The organism is Hymenobacter sp. BT559 (assembly GCF_017571525.1).
GTDB lineage: Bacteria > Bacteroidota > Bacteroidia > Cytophagales > Hymenobacteraceae > Hymenobacter > Hymenobacter ginsengisoli.
Map to the genome: position 1 here is coordinate 57,901 of NZ_JAGETY010000004.1, position 19,458 is coordinate 77,358.

Annotated in this window: 18 protein-coding genes; 11 read left to right on the top strand and 7 right to left on the bottom strand. The window is 59.3% G+C overall.

Annotation, left to right across the window (positions count from 1 at the left end; translation table 11 throughout):
* Window positions 1-71: 71 nt before the first annotated feature.
* On the bottom strand, window positions 72-2,309 hold the full coding sequence (locus J4D99_RS06640) for an OmpA family protein (protein ID WP_208130935.1): 2,238 nt from the start codon (window positions 2,307-2,309) through the stop codon (window positions 72-74).
* A 426-nt stretch (window positions 2,310-2,735) separates the two neighbouring features.
* Between J4D99_RS06640 and yihA the strand changes: the two genes are divergently transcribed.
* From yihA to J4D99_RS06655, 3 genes are all read left to right on the top strand, one after another.
* A complete protein-coding gene (yihA, locus tag J4D99_RS06645) occupies window positions 2,736-3,353 on the top strand; it encodes a ribosome biogenesis GTP-binding protein YihA/YsxC (RefSeq protein ID WP_208130936.1) in 618 nt (205 codons plus the stop codon).
* 67 nt (window positions 3,354-3,420) lie between these two features.
* Window positions 3,421-3,873, top strand: coding sequence for an energy transducer TonB (locus tag J4D99_RS06650; protein ID WP_236018556.1), 453 nt, complete (start codon window positions 3,421-3,423; stop codon window positions 3,871-3,873).
* 94 nt (window positions 3,874-3,967) lie between these two features.
* Window positions 3,968-4,471 (top strand): DUF5606 family protein, encoded by a 504-nt coding sequence (locus J4D99_RS06655; protein WP_208130937.1) that lies wholly within the window; start codon window positions 3,968-3,970, stop codon window positions 4,469-4,471.
* A gap of 76 nt (window positions 4,472-4,547) precedes the next feature.
* On the opposite strand, the gene fbp is transcribed toward J4D99_RS06655, so the two are convergent.
* On the bottom strand, window positions 4,548-5,570 hold the full coding sequence (fbp, locus tag J4D99_RS06660) for a class 1 fructose-bisphosphatase (protein WP_208130938.1): 1,023 nt from the start codon (window positions 5,568-5,570) through the stop codon (window positions 4,548-4,550).
* A gap of 174 nt (window positions 5,571-5,744) precedes the next feature.
* Here fbp and J4D99_RS06665 point away from each other — a divergent pair, with 174 nt between their 5' ends.
* The 4 genes from J4D99_RS06665 to rsgA all read left to right on the top strand — a co-directional run bounded on the left by J4D99_RS06665 (window position 5,745) and on the right by rsgA (window position 10,089).
* Window positions 5,745-7,058 (top strand): aspartate kinase, encoded by a 1,314-nt coding sequence (locus J4D99_RS06665; RefSeq protein WP_236018557.1) that lies wholly within the window; start codon window positions 5,745-5,747, stop codon window positions 7,056-7,058.
* 132 nt (window positions 7,059-7,190) lie between these two features.
* Window positions 7,191-7,784, top strand: coding sequence for a peroxiredoxin (locus J4D99_RS06670; RefSeq protein WP_208130939.1), 594 nt, complete (start codon window positions 7,191-7,193; stop codon window positions 7,782-7,784).
* A 113-nt stretch (window positions 7,785-7,897) separates the two neighbouring features.
* Complete coding sequence (locus J4D99_RS06675) at window positions 7,898-9,094, top strand: 3-deoxy-D-manno-octulosonic acid transferase (protein WP_309509559.1); 1,197 nt, start codon at window positions 7,898-7,900, stop codon at window positions 9,092-9,094.
* Between the two features lie 68 nt (window positions 9,095-9,162).
* Window positions 9,163-10,089, top strand: coding sequence for a ribosome small subunit-dependent GTPase A (rsgA, locus tag J4D99_RS06680; protein ID WP_208130941.1), 927 nt, complete (start codon window positions 9,163-9,165; stop codon window positions 10,087-10,089).
* 147 nt (window positions 10,090-10,236) lie between these two features.
* On the opposite strand, the gene J4D99_RS06685 is transcribed toward rsgA, so the two are convergent.
* Both J4D99_RS06685 and J4D99_RS06690 read right to left on the bottom strand, forming a co-directional pair.
* A complete protein-coding gene (locus tag J4D99_RS06685; protein WP_208130942.1) occupies window positions 10,237-11,592 on the bottom strand; it encodes a Gfo/Idh/MocA family protein in 1,356 nt (451 codons plus the stop codon).
* A gap of 90 nt (window positions 11,593-11,682) precedes the next feature.
* Entirely contained in the window at window positions 11,683-13,062 is a 1,380-nt protein-coding gene (locus tag J4D99_RS06690) for a 3-keto-disaccharide hydrolase (protein ID WP_208130943.1), read from the bottom strand.
* 159 nt (window positions 13,063-13,221) lie between these two features.
* Here J4D99_RS06690 and J4D99_RS06695 point away from each other — a divergent pair, with 159 nt between their 5' ends.
* Window positions 13,222-14,325: a Gfo/Idh/MocA family protein gene (locus tag J4D99_RS06695; protein ID WP_208130944.1), complete on the top strand. Its 1,104-nt coding sequence runs from the start codon at window positions 13,222-13,224 to the stop codon at window positions 14,323-14,325.
* A gap of 7 nt (window positions 14,326-14,332) precedes the next feature.
* Here J4D99_RS06695 and J4D99_RS06700 read toward each other — a convergent pair whose 3' ends face one another.
* Window positions 14,333-15,313, bottom strand: coding sequence for a Gfo/Idh/MocA family protein (locus J4D99_RS06700; protein WP_208130945.1), 981 nt, complete (start codon window positions 15,311-15,313; stop codon window positions 14,333-14,335).
* A 190-nt stretch (window positions 15,314-15,503) separates the two neighbouring features.
* Between J4D99_RS06700 and J4D99_RS06705 the strand changes: the two genes are divergently transcribed.
* Complete coding sequence (locus tag J4D99_RS06705) at window positions 15,504-16,502, top strand: SDR family oxidoreductase (RefSeq protein WP_208130946.1); 999 nt, start codon at window positions 15,504-15,506, stop codon at window positions 16,500-16,502.
* 43 nt (window positions 16,503-16,545) lie between these two features.
* Here the strand turns inward: J4D99_RS06705 and J4D99_RS06710 are convergent, their stop codons facing one another.
* On the bottom strand, window positions 16,546-16,995 hold the full coding sequence (locus J4D99_RS06710) for a GNAT family N-acetyltransferase (protein ID WP_208130947.1): 450 nt from the start codon (window positions 16,993-16,995) through the stop codon (window positions 16,546-16,548).
* A 114-nt stretch (window positions 16,996-17,109) separates the two neighbouring features.
* Between J4D99_RS06710 and J4D99_RS06715 the strand changes: the two genes are divergently transcribed.
* Window positions 17,110-17,988, top strand: coding sequence for an NAD(P)-dependent oxidoreductase (locus J4D99_RS06715; RefSeq protein ID WP_208130948.1), 879 nt, complete (start codon window positions 17,110-17,112; stop codon window positions 17,986-17,988).
* Between the two features lie 93 nt (window positions 17,989-18,081).
* Here the strand turns inward: J4D99_RS06715 and J4D99_RS06720 are convergent, their stop codons facing one another.
* Window positions 18,082-18,723 carry a fasciclin domain-containing protein gene (locus J4D99_RS06720; protein WP_208130949.1) on the bottom strand — a complete coding sequence of 214 codons (642 nt, stop codon included), beginning with the start codon at window positions 18,721-18,723 and terminating at the stop codon, window positions 18,082-18,084.
* Window positions 18,724-18,891: 168 nt separating this feature from the next.
* On the opposite strand from J4D99_RS06720, the gene J4D99_RS06725 reads away from it, so the two are divergent.
* On the top strand, window positions 18,892-19,359 hold the full coding sequence (locus J4D99_RS06725) for a peptidylprolyl isomerase (RefSeq protein WP_208130950.1): 468 nt from the start codon (window positions 18,892-18,894) through the stop codon (window positions 19,357-19,359).
* The last annotated feature ends 99 nt before the right edge of the window (window positions 19,360-19,458 follow it).

The window sequence follows — 19,458 nt, forward strand, 5'->3', positions numbered from 1 at the left end:
CTTCTAGCAGGACAAAAAAACGGCCGGACTGTTCGTCCGGCCGTTTTCTTTTTCAGCAAAGTTGCCGTGGATTACTCAGCTTTGGTTTTCACCTTAGCTTTTTCGCCCGAAGCGTCCTTGGCTTTTGAGTCAAGCTCACCGTCTTTCGACACGGTCTTTGACTTTTCGCCAGCGGCGCCTTTGGTTTTCACTTTCACTTTGTCGCTGTCCTCGTCCACTTTGGTTTTCACCTTCGTGCCATCGGCCATGCGCACCTTGCTCTTGCCGGGCAGCGGGCGGGCAGGCGCCACCGGTACGGCAATAACAGTTGTGCTAGTCGTGGTAACCGGCTGTACAGTCGGCATCGGCTCACCTTCTTTGAACACCGGCTTGAAGTCATCGCGGCGGTTAATCTGCATGTTCTCCGGCGAGTCGTTCGGCACTTTAGGCTTGCGCTCGCCGTAGCTTACCGTAGTGAGGCGGCTAGACGAGATGCCTTGCTTTACGAGGTAGTTTTTGGCAGCATCGGCGCGGTTCTGGCCGAGTACCATGTTGTACTCATCCGTGTTGCGCGAGTCGCAGTTACCCTCAATCGAGATGTTGAGGCCGGTGTTAGCTTTCAGGAAGGCCGTGGTGGCATTCAGCGTCTTAATCGACTCGGCCCGCAGCTTATACTTGTCGGTGTCGAAGTAAATCGGCTTCATGTTTTTAGCATACACCGTCTGCGTCGTGTCGATGTAGTCAACGTAGAAGTTCTTGGTGATGCTCGTCGAGTCGTTCGTCGAAATTGGCACCGCAAACTCTTGCGTTTCAATGTTCTTACCGTCTTTGTTTACGGCTACCTGGTAGGTACGAGCCGACAGAACCTTTACTTGGTAAGTACCGTCCTCCTTGGTGATGTCGCGGAAGCTGATGGCCGTTTTATCAGCCTGCGTGCCGTTAAACACCAGTTCTACGCCGGGGATGCGCTGCGTGCTGTCACGCTTCGAGAACACCGCACCTTTGATGTTGATGTTCTTGATATAGCTAATAGTGTAGATATCCTTCTCACCGTAGCCGCCGATGCGGTACGAGCTGAGGTAAGCATACGTGCCATCGGGCGCCAGGCGGTAGTAGGAGTCAGCGTCGGGCGTGTTAATGGGATAGCCCATATTCTCGGGCCGGCCCCATTTATGACCGATGCTATCGTACTTCGACTGGAAGATGTCGTAGTCGCCCATCGTGTTGTGGCCACGTGAGCTGAAATACAACGTGCGGCCATCGCGGCTGATGTACGGGCTGTCCTCGTCGTATTTGGTGTTAATGGTGCTGCCTAGCGACTTAGCCGGGCCCCAGTCGCCACCAGCGGTACGGGTGCTGTAATACAGGTCGAGGTTGCCATCTTCCGAGTAGCGTGCAGTTGAGAAGTACAGTGTCAGGCCGTCCGGCGTGATGTAAGCATCGCCTTCGTAAGCCTTCGAGTTGATGTTGCTGTTGAGCTTGGTTGGGGCACCCCAGTCGCCGCCGGCCTGCTTCGACGATACGAATACGTCACCGTCCTCGTCGCTGCGGTACATCAGCAGCTTGGTGTCATTGTCAAACAGCTGGTCCGACGCGTCGTGACCTTTGCTGTTGAGCGCGGCCGACAGCGAGCGCGGCTTCTCCCAGTTGTCGGCGTCGATACGGTGGGTTTCTACGATACCCTCGTAGTATTCACCGTCGGCAGCCGTCTTATTACGGGCTTTAGTATCAAGGCCAGGAATATCGGTCGGGTTAGCGCGCGTCGTAAAAATCAGCGTCTTATCATCCGAAGAAATAACCGGGCTGTGCTCCGAATACTGGGTGTTCACCGTCGGGCCCAGGTTCTTCACGAAGATATCCTTAGGCGAGTTGAACAGGATTTTCGCGTTTTTGCTGTGCTGAATCAGCTGAGCTACTTCCTCGCGGCGGGTATCATTGCGCTTTTTCAGCGTCGCGTTGTAGGCCTGGTAGTGCGTAATAGCCTCATCAAAGTTGTAGTTGAGGTGGTCGACGCGACCGAGCCAGTACTCTACATCTTTAGACACCTTTGGCTTGATTTTCTGCGCCTTATAGATGTAGTCGCTAGCCTTCTCTTTGTCAAAGGACAGGTAGGCTACACCAGCCCGGAACAGCGCCTGCGCGTTGTTGGGGTCTTTCGCAATCACCCGCTCGTAGTAAGGGATGGAGGCGCGATAGTTCTCCTGGTTGAACAGCTTGTTGCCGGTTTGCAGGTCCTTACGCGTGCTCTGCGCCTGCGCCGAGGTAGCCACGGCCGAGGTGAGAGCTAGCGCGGCAGAAGCTTGCAGCAGCCTTTTGGATAGGTTGTCCATTGAAAAAAGGGTGTTTGGAAAATTTTAAAGGAAAGAGCGAAAAGGTAGTATTAGCACAAGGCCTGGCGCCGACGCACCGCTGGCACGCTCATTTTGCCGACTTATACTAATTTTTTGCAGCAGGGTTGGCCCGTTTGGCCCACTGGCAGCAACAAAAGGAGTGAGAAAAGCCCTTTACAGCGGCAAATATATCAAAAAAGGGCCGCCGCGCCCGTTTAAAGAGGGCACTAAAACGGTTGCGCGTTTGTAAAGTAAAGTTTTATAGCTTGGTAAATAGCCGATTTGGGTGCTGCGCAAATATAGTGGCAGGTTTTGAAAGACAATTGCTTAACAAATCACTAACAGCCCCAGGTTTGTTGCTTGGCCCGCTAGCAGCCGGAGCGCAACGCATCTTTGTACCGACATTGCCGCATAGGTAACCCTGCCATGATAATTCGAGAAGCAAGTTTTTTAAGCAGCAACACGCAGGTAGCCGCCTGCCCGGCCCCAGACCGGCCCGAATATGCCTTCATTGGGCGCTCCAACGTGGGCAAGTCGTCGCTGATAAATATGCTGACCGGACGCTTGGGACTGGCCAAAACATCGAGCACACCCGGCAAAACCCAGGTCATCAATCATTTCAACATCAATAATGAGTGGTACCTAGTTGACTTGCCCGGCTACGGCTATGCCAAGGTGAGCAAGAGCTCGCGCGCCGACTGGGGCAAGATGATAAACGCTTACCTTACTAAGCGCGAAAACCTAACCTGTGTGTGCGTGCTACTCGATTCACGCCATGCGCCGCAGGCTGTTGACCTGGAGTTTATGGAAAAGCTGGGCGAAGCGGGTGTGCCGTTTATCATGATTTTTACCAAGACCGACAAGCAGTCGACCAGCCAGACGAAAGCCCTGCTCGCCGACTACCTAACCAAAATGGGTGAAACCTGGGACGAGCTGCCGCGTCACTTCGTCACATCGGCCGAAACGGGACTGGGGCGCGATGAGGTATTGGATTTTATTACGGAAATAAACCGACAGGTAGCGGCCGATGCCGCGAGCGCTTAAGTACTTTTGGCCCGCCAATTGCCTACTGGCAGGGATTTTCACGTTAGTCCCTCCCCTTATTTTGCTCATGAAAAAGATATTGCTCACGCCGCTGGCTTTGTGCGGCCTGCTAGCCTCGGCCCATGCCCAAACGGCCAAGCCCAACACCCCGCCCATGCCGAAAGACCGCCCGCAAACCGAGCAGGGCACGGGCATCAACCACGTAGCGGCCGACATTCCGGTGGCGGCCTACTACGAAGGCGGCCAGGAGGCTATGTACGCCTTCATTGCCAAAGAGCTGAAGTATCCGCTGCTGGCCAAGCGCAACCGTATGCAGGGGCGCTGCATCATCAGCTTCACGCTCAACCCCGATGGCAACATTCAGGGCCTGCGCATTGTGAAGCAGGTGGGCGGCGGCACCGGCGAGGAGGCTGCCCGCGTGGTGCGCCTGCTCAAATTTAAGAAGCCCGAATACCCAATTCTCACTAGCCTGCCCATCGACTTCAAGCTGGGCGTGACCGGCGCGAACACGGTGGAATAAGTAAAGCAGTGAGCAGTTAACAATGAACAGTGAGCAATACGCTTGCTTCAGTTAACTGCTCACTGTTCATTGTTAACTGTTCATTGTAAAAAGAATGCCCTACGATTTAAAAGAGCTGGCCTCCATTAGCGGCCAGCCCGGCCTGTTCCGCCTGGTGCGCCCGGCCCGCCACGGTGTGTTGGTTGAAAGCCTCGATGCCAAAGCTACCCGCTCGCTAGCCCCGGCCAGCAACAAAGTATCGCTGCTAAGCGAAATCGGCATGTACACGCAGGACTCGGACGAGACGCTGCCACTGGCGGAGATATTCGAGCGCATTTACCAGAAGCATGGCGCTAACGTGCCGGTGACGAGCAAATCGAGCGAGAGCGAGCTGACCAGCTTTCTGGCCGACGTGATGCCGGAGTATGACCGCGACCGCGTGTATCTGTCCGACATCAAGAAACTGGCCACCTGGTATGGCATTGTAAGCCAGCACCTACCCTACACCGAGGCTAGCGCCGAAGAGCCAGCCGCCGGTGAGCCCCTGAGCACGGGCGGCGTAATTGGCGAAACCGATGCGAACGACACCGCAGCCGGCAACCCCGAGGCTACGAAGTAGCGGCTAGCCCAACCGCCATTAAAAAGGCCGTTCCTGCTGGCAGGAACGGCCTTTCTGTTGCTTCACATGTTCCTGATTAGGCCGCCGCTTCGGGGGCCTTTTTCTCCTGCGCCAGCAAAGCCTCGGCCTGCTCGACCAGCTCTTTGCTGCCGATGAAGAGCGGGCAGCGCTCGTGGCAGGTCTGGGGCTCGATTTCGAGGGTGCGCTGCTGGCCGTTGGAGCTTTTGCCGCCGGCTTGCTCTACGATGAATGCTAGCGGGTTGCACTCGTACATGAGACGCAGCTTGCCGCCGGGCGTTTTGGCGGTGGCGGGGTAAATATAAATACCGCCCTTGAGCAGGTTGCGGTGAAAGTCGGCCACGAGCGAGCCAATGTAGCGAGCCGAGAATTTCTCGGTTTTGCACTGCTGCACGAAGGCCACCACGCCCGGCGAAAACGAGTCGGACGAGCCTTCGTTGATAGAATAAACGGTGCCGGTTTTGGGCGTCTGGATGTTGGGGTGCGAGAGGAAGAACTCGCCCAGGCTGGGCTCGTAGGTGAAGCCATTTACGCCATTGCCGGTGGTGTATACGAGCATGGTGCTGGAGCCGTAGATGACGTAGCCGGCCGCCACCTGGTGGGTGCCAGGCTGCAGGCAATCGGCGCTGCCACCTTCGCGGCCGGTGGGCGAGATGCGGCGGTAGATGCTGAAAATGGTGCCGATGCTCACGTTCACATCAATGTTGCTCGACCCGTCGAGCGGGTCAATGGCCACCACGTACTTGCCTTGGTTGTTGCCAGTCTGGATGATGTCGTCGTCTTCCTCCGAGATGATGGTGCACACCTCGCCACCGTTGCGCAGGGCCCGGATAAAGCGGATGTTGGCAATCACGTCGAGCTTCTGCTGGTCTTCGCCCTGCACGTTGCGGTTGCCGTAGGCACCGGCGATGTCGATGAGGCCCGAGCGGTTGATTTCGCGGTTCACGATTTTGGCAGCTAGCGCAATATCGCGCAGCAGCTGCGAAAGCTCCCCGGTAGCATACGGGAAGTCTTCCTGCTTGCGCATGATGAAGCGGTCGAGGGTAGTGCCGACTGGTAAAGCGAGTTTGTTATGGTCCATGTAAGCGAATAAGGGCGAGAATTGCCTACAAAGCTAGCCGGAGCGCGCCAAGCGGCCTAGCGAAAACTCCGCACTCGATTGCAGTGGCTGCTGAGGCCGTTTTTACGCCCTTTGGTGTACCTATTACGGCCGCAGCTAAGCGCCTACCCTAGCTGCGCCCTAGTTTTGGGCCTTATGAAAGACGAAGGAACAGGCTTGCAGGTCTACAAATTTGGCGGCGCCTCGGTGAAGGACGCGGCGGCGATTCTCAACCTCTGCCGCATCGTGCGCGACTTTGGCCCTAGTGGGCCACTGCTCATTGTAGTGTCGGCCATGGGCAAAACGACTAATGCGCTGGAGGAGATTTACGACCTGGCGTATCACGGGCGGGACTACTCGGCGCAATTGGCGGCGTTGAAAGCTTATCACGAGCAAGCAGGCAAAGAAATAGGTCAAGCCCTGCCTCATCCAGGCATTGACCCTAGCAAATCAGATGCTGGTTTAGCAAGCCTCTTTCAGGAACTCTCTTACAGATTAGCAAACTCATCACCTAGCAAAAGCTACGACGAAGGCTACGACCAAATAGTAAGTTTTGGCGAAGCACTTTCTTCAGAACTTGTTTATGGCGCCCTAGCAGGCAGTTTAGACTGTGAAGTGTATCACCGTTCGACACAAATTGCAACTGACAGTACTTGGCGCGAAGGAAAAGTAGATTGGCAAGAAACCGAGAAGAAGATTCGAGGAGAAATACAAGGATTGTTCTCTCCTAATGACGACGCACGAATTATTGTAACAGAAGGATTTGTAGGCCAAGTAAAAGACGACCACCGTACTACTACCCTCGGCCGCGAGGGCTCCGACTACTCGGCCGCCATCTTCGCTTACTGCCTGAATGCCGAAAGCGTCACCATCTGGAAGGACGTGCCGGGCCTGCTCAACGCCGACCCCAAGATTTTCCCCGATACGGTGCTGTACCCCGAAATCAGCTACCAGGAAACTATCGAAATGGCGTTTTACGGGGCCAGCGTCATTCACCCCAAGACGCTGAAGCCGCTGGCCGAGCGTCACATTCCGCTGCGGGTGAAGTCGTTTTTGGACCCTAGCGCGCCGGGCACGCTCATCCACGACTGTCAGCACCCGCCGCTGGTGCCGGCGTTTATTCGCAAGGCGGGGCAGTGCTTGCTATCGTTTGAGAGCAAGGATTTCGCCTTTATTTCGGAGGAAAACCTGGAAGTGATTTTTGGGGCCCTAGCCCAGGCGCGGCTTAAAATCAACGTGATGCAGAACTCCGCCATCAGCTTTTCGGTGGTAGTTGACTACAACGAAATGCGCGTGCAGCGGCTACTAGGGCTGCTGCAAGGCCAGTTTCGGGTGCAGTACAACAGCGAGTTGACGCTATTCACGATTAAGAACTACGACCAGGCTAGCGTAGACCGGCTTACCAGCGGGCGCGAATTACTGCTGGAGCAGCGCACGCGCAGCACGTTTCAGTTTTTGGTGAGGGAATAACAAGCGCGGCGCTTTTGGAGTAAGAGGGCCTGGCGGCAGTTCCCGCAGAGGGCGCCAAAGGTTGCGCAGATGGCGCAGAGCGTTCCCGGCACGGATTCACAATTTTTACTTCATAATTTTTAATTCAAGAAGATGCCCGTTCTCGTTGGCAAGCGCGCCCCTGCTTTTAAGGCCAAAGCCGTTATCGGCCAGCAGATTGAAGAAGAGTTTTCGCTCGACCGCTACCTCGGCAAGCGCTACGTGCTGCTGTTTTTTTATCCTTCCGATTTTTCGGGCCTCTGCCCTACCGAGCTGCTAGCTTTTCAGAAAGTATTGCCTGAGTTTGAAAAGCGGGGCGTGGCCGTGATTGGGTGCAGCACCGACTCTCACCAAGTGCACCAGGCCTGGCTGCGTACCCCGCTTGATGAGGGCGGCATCGTAGGCGTAACTTATCCGCTAGTGGCCGATGCTACCAAGACTATTTCGGCCAATTACGACGTGCTGGCCGGGCACTTCGACTACAACGAAACCGGCGAGATGGTCTTTATCGGCACACCGCAGGCTTACCGGGCGCTATTTTTAATTGACCGCGATGGCATTGTACGGCACCAGTTGGTGAACGACCGCTTTCTGGGCCGCCGCATTTCCGATGTGCTGCGCGTGGTCGATGCTCTGCGCCACTTCGAAGAGTTTGGTGAAACCTGCCCCGCCAACTGGGAGGCCGAGGAAGCCGACGACGTGGCCTAGCCACAAAAGCCGTAATTTTGGGGCCGCGCCCGGGCTTTTATTTCCGGGCGCGGCCTTTTTTGCGCTTTTTATATTCTTTAGGCTTAACGCTTTACGCCCTTCTGCTACGGCTGGTGGCACCCTTCAACCCGAAGGCCGCCGCCTGGGTAGCGGGCCGCGTGGGGCTGCTACCGCGGCTCGAGCAGGCCCTAGCGGCCGATGCCGCGCCGCGGCTGTGGGTGCACTGCGCCTCATTAGGCGAGTTTGAGCAAGGCCGCCCGCTCATTGAAGGCCTGCGGCGACAGTACCCGGGCCACAAAATTGTGCTCACGTTCTTTTCGCCTTCGGGCTATGAGGTACGCAAGAACTGGCCTGGGGCAGACTACGTTTTCTACCTTCCGCTCGACACGGCCGATAATGCCCGGCGCTTCGTGGCAGCGGTGCAGCCCCGGCTGGCGGTGTTCGTGAAGTACGAGTTCTGGTACTACTTCCTCAGCGAGCTGCGCAAGCAACATATTCCGGCGGTAGTGGTGGCGGCAATTTTCCGCCCTAGTCAGGTGTTTTTCAAGCCATGGGGCGGCTTCTTCCGCGAAATCCTGGGGCAACTCAGCCACATCTTCACCCAAAACGAAGCATCGGCCCAGCTGTTGCGCAGCCTGGGCCTGAAGCGGGTGACCGTAGCCGGCGACACCCGCTTCGATACCGTAGCGGCCACGGCGCTAGCCCCTGCCCGCGCGCTGCCCCTGGCCGAAGCCTTCGTGGCCGATGGCGCACCCGTGCTGGTGGCCGGCAGCACCTGGCCCGAAGACCTGCCCGCGCTAGCCCCCCTGCTGCGCAAGCACGCCCGCACCATGCGCTTTATCGTGGCCCCGCACGAGGTGAGTGAGGCGCATTTGCAGGAAGTGGAAGCCGCGCTGCCGGGCCTCACGGTGCGCTACTCGCAGGCCAGCCCGACTACCGTGGCCGAGGCCCGCCTGCTGCTTATCGACAACGTAGGTATGCTGAGCCAGCTCTACCGCTTCGGGCGCTTTGCCTACATCGGCGGCGCGTTTGGGGCGGGCCTGCACAACACGCTGGAGGCGGCGGCCTTTGGGCTGCCGGTGTTTTTTGGGCCACGCTACGAGCGCTTCCAGGAAGCTGCGGAACTGGTGCAGCTAGGGTGCGCCTTCTCGGTGCAATCGCCCCAGCAGCTTGAAGCGGCGTTCGACCGGCTGTATTACAATGAGGAAGCTCGTCTGAAAGTGCAGGATATGAGCCTCGACTACGTGCACACCCACGCGGGCGCTACGGGCCGCATTCTTTCACAGCTAACGGTGAGCAGTGAACAGTGAACAATGTTTTCCTTCCTGTTGGCTTGCTAGCTTTCCCTCAATTGCTCACTACTAACTGTTCACTATAGATGACCGGCATCGTCGTCAAATCTACCGGCTCGTGGTACGTGGTGCGCGACCGCGAAACCAGCTTGTTGCACCGCTGCCGGCTGCGGGGCAAGTTCAAGCACAAGGGCCTCAAGGTAAGTAACCCCCTAGCCGTGGGCGACGTGGTGGAGTTTGAAGTGCCCGAGCAGGCTGAGGGCGCGGGCGTGATTCACACCATCGTGCCGCGCCGCAATTACATCATCCGGCGCTCGGTGCACAAGAGCGAGCACGCGCACATCGTAGCCGCCAACCTCGACCAAGCATTGCTGGTCGTTACGCTGGTGTCGCCGGCCACCTCGTTTGGGTTTATCGACCGCTTTCTGGTCACGGCCGAGGCATATCACATTCCGGCCAAGCTGATTTTCAACAAGGCCGACCTCTACGACGAGGACACGCTCGATTATCAGCAGCAGATAGCCGGCATGTATGCCAGCCTGGGCTACCCGAGCGTACTGTGCTCAGCCGAAACCGGCGATAAGGTGGCTGAAGTGGCCGCGCTACTACCCAATAAAGTGTCGTTGCTTTCGGGCCACTCGGGCGTGGGCAAGAGCACCCTTATCAATGAGCTGGTGCCCGATTTGGACTTGAAAACGGCCGAAATCAGCGCGTTTTCCGACAAGGGCAAGCACACGACCACGTTTGCCGAAATGCTGGAAGTAGTACCCGGCACCTACCTCATCGACACGCCCGGCATCAAGGAGCTGGGGCTGGTAGACGTACCGCCGGCCGAGCTGGCGGGTTATTTCCCGGAGATGCGCGCGTTGCTCAATCAGTGCCGCTACCACAACTGCCAGCACGTGCACGAGCCCGGCTGCGCCGTGCGCGAGGCCGTAGACAAAGGAAAGCTGGCCGTGCCGCGCTACGAGAGCTACCTCAGCATGCTCGCCGACGAGGACAATCGGCACTAGGGCAGGCACAAATCTAATCTAGAGAGAACGTCATGCTGAACTTGTCGAAGCATCTCTATCGCATCGTTGGGTTATTGACCCTAGCGGCGTGGTAGAGATGCTTCGACAAGCTCAGCATGACGTCCTTTTTTGGTTGGTACGTGATTCTTAGTAGGTGAACACTTTTCCGCCAACCATTACTTCCTGCGTCTTCTCATCGAAGGTGGCTTTGAGGCCGGTGTGCGCGGCGGCTGTGGTCATAATATTGGCGATGGAGTGGCTGTAGCCGGCCTCTACAGGCGCGTGGGGCTGCTTGCGGCTGCGGATGCACTCCATCCAGTTGCGCACGTGGTTGGAGGTGAGCACGTCGCCGCCGGTATTGGCCGAGGCTACCACGGCCTCAGTCTGCGACAGGCTGAACTCGGGCAGCAGGTTGGGCTGCATGTGCATAGCCTCGGCGTGCTGCTTGGTGAGGCCACCAGTGGGCGATACGCGGTTAGTAATCAGGTTCAGCTCGCCACCGTTAGAGTAATAGATTTCGGCCGGGTGCTCGTCGCCATTGTGCATACGCGAGCCAAACGTGACCTGGAAGCCGCTGCTAAGGTCCTGGGCCGGGCCGTAGTCGAACACGGCCGTGAGGGTATCCCAGTTGCGGCGGCCGTCCTTCCACACGTAGATACCTCCGTTGGCCACCACGCTGCGCGGGTGGGCTAGCCCCGTAAACCAGTGCACAGTGTCAATCTGGTGGCTCATCCACTGCCCCGGCAGGCCCGACGAATAGGGCCAGAATAAACGGTACTCCAGGTACTTGCGCGGGTCGTAGGCCTCGGCGGGGCGGTTCATGAGGTAGCGCTTCCAGTCGATGTCGGCCTCGCGGAGCTGCGCCACCAGCTCGGGGCGGCGCCAGCGGCCGGGCTGGTTCACGTTCCAGGTCAGCTCGACCATCGTGATGGGCCCAAACTTGCCCGACTTGATGAACTGCTCGGCGGCCATGTAATTGGTGCCGCTGCGCCGCTGCGAGCCAATCTGCACAATCTGCTTCGAACCCTTGATGGCCTTGAGCGCGGCGCGGTTGTCGGTCATCGTTTCGGCAAAAGGCTTCTCCACGTAGGCGTCACAGCCAGCCTGCACGGCCTCAATGGCGTGCAGCGCGTGCTGAAAATCGGCGGTGCCGACGAACACGGCATCCACGCTTTTGCTGGCGTAGAGCTCGTCATTATTGCGGTAGGCGGCTATAGGGTGGCCTAGTTTTTCCTTCCACGCGGCGGCACCTTCTTCGCGGCGCTTGCTCCAGATATCGGACACGCCTACGATGTCGAAATTCAGCTCCTTGTAGTGCTGCAAAAAGCAGGGCATGTGCGAGTTGCGGTGGCGGTCGGAGAAGCCGACCACGCCCACCCGCACCCGGTCATTGGCGCCGAGGATGCGCTTGTAGCTGCTGGCCGACCACGTGATGCGCGGCAGCACCACGCCCGCGCTGGCTAAGGCCACTTGCTGAAGAAATTGACGACGCGGCTGCGACATGGCTAGGGTAGATTGGGTGGGATGTAGCACGGACTTTTAGTCCGCGTGCGGTTTTTGTCAATAAGTTAACTCGCGGACTAAAAGTCCGCGCTACTTCAGCTCTTTGAGCTTGATGCTGCGGAAGGACACGCGGTTGCCGTGGTCTTGCAGCAGCAGATGGCCGGCCTTGGCTTCGCCAAAGTTGGGCCAGATGTGGTACTTGCTTTGGGCCACCAGGTCGCGAAATTCCTTGGAGCCGCGCTCGTATTCGAGCACTTTGGCGCCGTTGAGGTAGTGCTCGATGTGGTTGTTGGGGTACACTACCACGCGGCCCACGTTCCACTCGCCGATGGGGTGCACGAAGCGCGGCGGCTTATTGGCCGTTTTCAGGTCATAGAGCGAGGCGAGCGTGCGGTCGCCGTCGCGGCCCAGCTTGGCGTCGGGGTGCAGCGCATCGTCGAGCACCTGGTACTCCAGGCCGATGGCCGAGCCCTCGGTTTTTTCGGCCAGGGTCACGAAGTACTTCACGCCGCTGTTGGCGCCCGGCGTCAGCTTAAACTCGAAAGACAAGTCGAAGGCGCTGTACTCGGCATTGGTCACGATGTCGCCGCCATTGGCCGCTTCCTTACCCGCCGAAGGCTGTACGGTCAGGGTACCATCGGTTATCTCCCAGCCCGCAGCCGGAAACGCCGGGCCCTTGGCGCTACGCCAACCGGCCGGGGTTTTGCCGTCGAATAACAGCTTCCAGCCGTGCTGCTTTTCGTAGGCATTCAGGTAGTTGGGCACAAAGTTGACCACGTAGATATCGGCCGGGAAAGCGCTGGGCTTCAGGTCGGTGGTCTTGATGCGGATATTTTTGAAGTACACCTTGTGGCCGGCCTGGGCGGCGTCGCTCACAGCGTGCACCTGCAAGCCAATGAAGCCGCTCGGGTCGATGGGGTCCACCACGTAGGCCACGGGCACGCCGTTGACCCAGGTTTTCATCTCGTTGCCGAGGCATTCTACTTTGAGGTGGTTGTACTGGCCTACCTTGAAAGCCGTTTTGGCCTGCGGGTGCAAATCCAAGGGATAGAGCCACTGGCGGCGGGCCTCGTCGTAGATGCCGCCCGACCAGCTCCGCGCCGAGGGGTCTACCTCCACCTGGCGGCCGTAGACCTTGCCTGGCTGCTCGGCCGAGTCGAAATGGCTGCGGGTTTGCACCCCCGAATTATTGCTAGGGTCATCAATCTTGACATCGAGTTCCAGCACGTAGTCGCCGTATTCCTTCTCCGTCACCAGGAAGGTATTGCCCGAATTGGCCACGGTAGTGCCCACAATGGCGCCATTTTCGACCTTATAGTCGGCGGTACCCCCTAGCCGCTTCCAGCCGGTGAGAGTTTTTCCGTCAAATAGGTTTTGCCAGGTTTCGGCGGCCGGCCGAGCGTGCCAGGACATGAGCAGCGGTGCGGCCGCGCAGGCCGTTAGTAACGCGGTTTTGCCAAGAAGATGCATGGGTGGGAAAAGAGAGAAGCCAGCGGGAGCGCTTGCGCCGCTAAAAGTAAGGGCCAGAAGCACTGCAAAAAACCGATGAGCTTTTTTGTCCTACACGCCCCCGAAGCAACCCCAGCTACCAACTGGTAGTATTTGGCCCGCACCTCTCCCACTCGCCCCATGCCTACCAAGCCACTGGCCACCATTGTAGCTCTCTTCTTTCCACTGCTGCTAGGCCGGCTGGCGGTAGCCCAGGCCCCGGCGCCGCTGCGGGTGGGCATCGCTGGCCTCACCCACACGCACGTGCACGGCATCCTGGGCCGGGCCAAGCGCGGCGATATCGTGATTGTGGGTATTGCCGAGCCCAACCGCGAGCTGGCCCAGCGCTACTTGCAGCAGTACGGCCTGCCTATGTCCTTGGTCTACAACTCGCTGGCCGAAATGCTGGCCAAAACCAAGCCCGAAGCCGTGACGGCCTTCGGCAGCATCTACCAGCACCTGGAAGTGGTGCAAACGTGCGCGCCTAAAGGCATTCACGTGATGGTGGAGAAGCCGCTGGCCGTGAACATGGACCATGCCCGCCAGATGCAGGCCCTGGCCCAGAAGCACCACATTCACCTGCTTACCAACTACGAAACCACCTGGTACGGCTCCAACCGCGAGGTGTATCAGCTGGTCCAGAACAAGGCCCTCGGCGATGTGCGCCGGATAGTGGCCCACGACGGCCACCAGGGCCCCAAGGAAATTGGCGTCAATAAGGAGTTTCTCGACTGGCTCACCGACCCCGTGCAGAATGGCGGCGGGGCCCTGCCCGACTTTGGCTGCTACGGCGCCGACCTCATGACCTGGCTTATGCACGGCGAGCGGCCCTTGTCGGTTACGGCCAGCGCTTTGCACATCAAGCCCGATGTGTACCCCAAAGTGGAGGACGACGTGACGATTTTGGTCAACTACCCCAAGGCCCAAGGCGTCATTCAGGCGTCGTGGAACTGGCCCTACGCCCGCAAAGACCTCGAAGTGTATGGCCAGACCGGCTCGGCCATTGCCCTCGACCGCGACCATGTGCGCGTGCGCCGCGCCGAAAAAGACCCTGCGAAAGACGAAACCGTGGCCGCGCCCCCGGCGCCCTACGATGAGCCCTTCGCCTACCTGGCGGCCGTGGTGCGCGGCACCGCGCCCGAAGACGTGCTTTCATCGCTGCCCACCAACATGCTGGTGGTGGAGATTCTCGACGCGGCCCGGCAGTCTATCAAAGAGGGCAAAACCGTGCAGCTACCGCGCTAGCCCCTCCTTACTCGCCGGGATAGCGCAGGCCAATTTCGGCCCGCACGGCGTCGAGCGTGCGCATCAGGTCAAGGCTGAAGGCGAGCGGCAGCAGCGGGCTTTCGGCTAGGCCCTGCGCCAGGCATTCTTGCACGTGGGCGGCCTCGTAGTGGTAGCCCAGGCCGGTTTTCGGGTACGGAATTACTTCTATTTCCTGCCCCGGACGGTGAATTTCCAGGCCGCTAGGGGCATGAAACCGACCCATAAGGTGCAGTTGGCCGGTGGCGCCATAAAGCACGCAATTGTTGTTGCTGGTGGCTGCTATCGTAGAAAACAAGCTGGCTGTGGCGCCACTGGCGTAGGCCAGCGCCATTGCACAATTCTGGTCGACGCCGGTAGGCGCGGGCGTAGCCACGGCGCGCACCGTGGCCGGCACACCAAGAAATAATTGACTGATAAACAGCGGATAAACTCCGATGTCGAGCAGCGAGCCACCGGCCAGCGCGGGGGCAAATAGCCGCGACTCGGGCTTAAAATCAGTGATGAAGCCGAAGTCGGCCGCCAGGTGCTTTACCTCACCGATAGTGCCGGCCTGCACCAGCTCCAACGCCTGCTTAATGGCCGGGAAGAAGCGCGTCCAGAACGCTTCCATCAGAAACACGCCGTTTTGCTGGGCTGCCTGCACCATTTCCTCAGCCTGGCGGACGTTCTGGGCGAAGGCTTTTTCGCAAAGCACGGGCAGGCCGCCGCGCAGGCACAACAGCGCGTGAGCGTGGTGCTCAGAGTGCGGCGTGGCAATGTACACGGCGTCGATATCGGGCACGGACAGCAATTCTTCATAGCTACCCACGGCATGGGCCGCGCCGTGCGCAGCGGCAAAATCCTGGGCCTTGGCCAGGCTGCGCGAGGCTACGGCGTGCAGACGCGCCTGTGGCACCAGGGCCAGGTCGGCGGCAAACTTGTGGGCGATGTTGCCCAGGCCCAGAATGGCCCAGTTGAAGGTGCGCATGCGCTAGCTGGCGAAGAGTGAATGGCGGCGCAAGGTACCAGCGGCCTGGCTGAACGCGGACCCGGGCAGCCCGCTTTTTTCGCCCTGGCTAGCCCCCCAAATAAGCCCGACAAGGCAGGCAGCGCGGCAACGGTAGCCCGGTGCCGCTCGTTTAGCCAGTCTACGCTTTTCTATTTTCCTTATCCACATCATGCACGAAGAACAAAACCTCAGTCGGCGCGCTGTGCTGGGCGGCCTGGGGGCCAGCCTCGCGGTAGCCGCCGTGGCGCCCCTCGAGGGCGTGGCCAGCCCGGCAGCGGCCACCCCGGCTGCCCTGGTCAATCCCGTTACGAAGTATCCTAAGCCGCCGTTTAAGGGCCAGTCGCAGCCGTTTCCGGGGCTAGCCAGCCAAATGGACCCGCGCCCCGACCACGGCGAAACCAGCTACAAGGGTTCGGGCCGCCTGGCCGGCCGCAAGGCCCTCATCACGGGCGGCGACTCGGGTATGGGCCGCGCGGCTGCCATCGCCTACGCCCGCGAAGGCGCCGACGTGGCCATCAACTACCTACCGGCTGAAGAGGCCGATGCCAAGGAAGTTATCGCGCTGATTAAGAAGGAAGGCCGCAAAGGCATCGCCATTCCCGGCGACCTGCGCGAGGAAGCTTTCTGTCAAAAGCTAGTGGCCGAGGCCGTACGCCAGCTTGGCGGGCTCGATATTGTGGTGAACAACGCCGGCCGGCAGCAGCAGCGCCAGTCCATCCTGGACCTTACCACCGAGGATTTCGACGCCACGATGAAAACCAACATCTACGCGCCGTTCTGGATTATTAAGGCTGCTCTGCCGCACCTGGCGCCCGGCTCGGCCATCATCGGCACTACCTCCGAGCAGGCCTATGACCCTAGTCCCAATCTCTACGACTACGCCCAGACCAAGGCTGCCACGATGAACTACGTGAAATCCCTGGCCAAGCAGCTGGCCCCTAAGGGCATTCGCGTCAACGGCGTGGCGCCCGGTCCCATCTGGACGCCCTTGCAGGTGGCGGGCGGCTCGACTCAGGAAAACCTCAAGGAGTTTGGAGGCAAAACGCCGATGGGCCGCCCCGGCCAGCCTGCCGAGCTGGCGTCTATCTACGTGCAGCTCGCTGCGGCCGATGCCAGCTACGCCACCGGGCAGGTCTATGGCTCGGCCGGCGGCGGCGGGCAGCCCTAGCGTTTTGAGTGAGCAGTTAGCAGTGAACAGTTCACTGCTAACACTAGGGGCGCAGCATGTACAGGTGCGGAATACCGTCTTCGAGGTAGCCTTCTACTTGCTGCACGAAGCCGAAGCTTTCGTAAAATGCCTGCAGGTATTGCTGCGCCCCAATCTTGATAGGCTGCGCCCCGAATCGCGCTTCGCACTCGGCCAGGGCCTGGGTGAGCAGCTGCCGGCCTAGCCCCGCGCGCCGGTAGCGGGGCGAAGTCACCACCCGCCCAATGCTCACTTGCGCATAGCTGCGCCCGGCTTCAAATAGCCGGGCGTAAGCGGCCAGCTCGCCGGTTGAGGTGTGCCCCAGCAGGTGGTAGGCCACTTGGTCTTGCCCGTCAATATCCTGAAACGGGCAGGTTTGCTCCACTACGAAAACTTCGCTGCGGAGCTGCAGCAGGGCGTAAAGCTCGGCCAGGGTAAGGGCCTCAAAGGGTTTGGTGGTCCAGGAAATCGTCATCGGCTGCGAAAATAAGCAGGTTGGCAGCGGCCCCACCAGCAACCCCCTGCGTCCTTCTGGGTTTAGGAGGCCATTGTCTCCCTCTTTTCACTTCTTTTAACCAAGTACCTTTTCATGACTATTGCTTTCCTGGGCCTGGGCAGCATGGGCGCCGCTATGGCCGCCAACCTGCTCAAGGCTGGCTTCCCGCTGACTGTTTACAACCGCACCGCCGAAAAAACCGAGCCGCTGCGCCAGCAAGGCGCTACCGTGGCCGCTAGCCCCGCTGAGGCCGTGCGTTCGGCCGATATCGTCTTCACGATGGTGACCGACGACAAGGCGCTCGAAGAGCTTACCACTGGCCCCGACGGTATCCTCACTACCCTACCCCAGGGTGCCATTCATGCCTCGTGCAGCACCGTGGCGCCCGACACCAACCGCCGCCTGGCCGAAGCACACCGCGCTCACGGCTCGTTCCTGGTGGCCTCGCCAGTGTTTGGCAAGCCCGATGTGGCGGCAGCCGGTAAGCTCTGGGTGGGCTCGTCGGGTCCGGCCGAGGCCCGCCAGCGCCTCAAGCCCGCGCAGGATGCCATCGGCCAGGGCACGCACGATTTTGGCGACGACCCCGGCGCGGCCAGCGTAGCCAAGCTCTGCGGCAATTTCCTGCTCGGCACCGTGATTGAGGGCCTAGCCGAAGCCCTGACCCTGGCCGAGAAGTGCGGCCTCGACCGCGTGGGCTTTTACGAGATGCTGACCAGCACGCTCTTCAACAACCCTATTTACAAGAGCTACGGCAAGCTCATTGCCGAGCAGCACTACCAACCGGTGGGCGCACCGCCGGCCATCATCCGCAAGGATATGAACCTTGTGGTGCAGGAGGCCTATAAGCAGGACATGCCCATGCCCTTCGCCAACATTGTGCGCGACCGCCTCACGGCTACCGTGGCCCTGGGCGAGCCCGACGTAGACTGGGCCAGCTTCGCCAAGCGCGTGTCGGAAGACGCGGGGATGTAAAAATGGTTACTTGATAAATGGTCAATGGTTAATGCCGTTCAGAACTGAAGAACGACATTAACCATTGACCATTTATCAAGTAACCATTAAGTACTATTTCGCGAGCGGCAGCACTACGGTATCAATCACGTGGGTCACCCCGTTTTTGGAGATTACGTCGGCGATTTGCACGGTTGCGGGGGCATCCTTGCCGTTGCCTACCATCACTTTACCGTCTTTAACCATCATGTGCAGCTTCTCGCCGTTCACGGTAGTCAGTTCCTGGCCGTCCTTGAGGTCGGCGGCCACGAGGCGGCCGGGAATGACGTGGTAGGTGAGCACGCCCTTAAGCTTGGCGGCGTTGGCGGGGTCTTGCAGGGCAGCCACTGCCGCTTTCGGCAGCTTGTCGAAGGCCGCGTTGGTGGGGGCGAATACGGTGAAGGGGCCAGGACCCTTCAGGGTTTCGACCAGGCCAGCCTGCTTGACAAGCGCTACCAGCGTGCTCACGCTTTTGGCACCCATCGCGTTGTCAACGATGTCTTTGTCGGCCGTCATGGCCACGCCATCTACCATTACGCCGCCGGGCTTGGCCATGCGTGCCGAGTCGCCGGCCATGGCGGCTACCGAGTCGGCGGGATTAGCGGTGCTGGCCTCGGTAGTGGTGGTGCTGGTTTCGGTGGTTTTGTCGCTGCCGCAGCTGGTCAGGCCTAGCGACAGGGCGAGCGCCGTAGCCAGGGGGAAGAAAATCTTCTTCATGAAAAAAGAGTAGAATTAAGGGTTTGGAAAAACATCCGGCTAGCCTTACGTAATAGCTAGGCCCGGCGGTTCGCTTAAACCCCGGCCCGCGGCGGGCTGTTTACCTTCGCAATGCCCAGCCAGCCTAAGCTGGGCCGTTTCCCACCCTTCACTTCAGGTTATTTTTCGATGAAAACCGCTGAAATCCACACGCCTAAGGGCGTTATGAAAGTCGAGTTCTACGAGCAGGACGCGCCCAATACTGTGAAGAACTTCACTGACCTGGCCAAGAAAGGCTTCTACGACGGCACCACCTTCCACCGCGTTATCCCGAATTTTGTGATTCAGGGCGGCGACCCCAACACCAAGCCCGGCGCCAAGGGCATGCCCGGCACCGGCGGCCCCGGCTACAAAATCGACTGCGAAACCAGCGGCGGCCATCAGTACCACGAGCGCGGCGCCCTCAGCATGGCGCACGCCGGCAAAAACACCGGCGGCTCGCAGTTTTTCATCGTGCACAGCCGCGACAATACCGCCCACCTCGACCGCGTGCACACGGTATTTGGCAAAGTGGTAGAAGGCCTGGACGTAATCGACCAGATTAAGCCCAATGACACGATTGAGAAAATCGTGGTGAAGGACGACGCCCAAGGCTAATACCTTAGTGCAAGTTCGTCTTTACACCTTAGCTGGACACTAAAAAAGGCCCTACCAATAATGGCAGGGCCTTTTTTAGTAATTGCATAATTAGCGTTC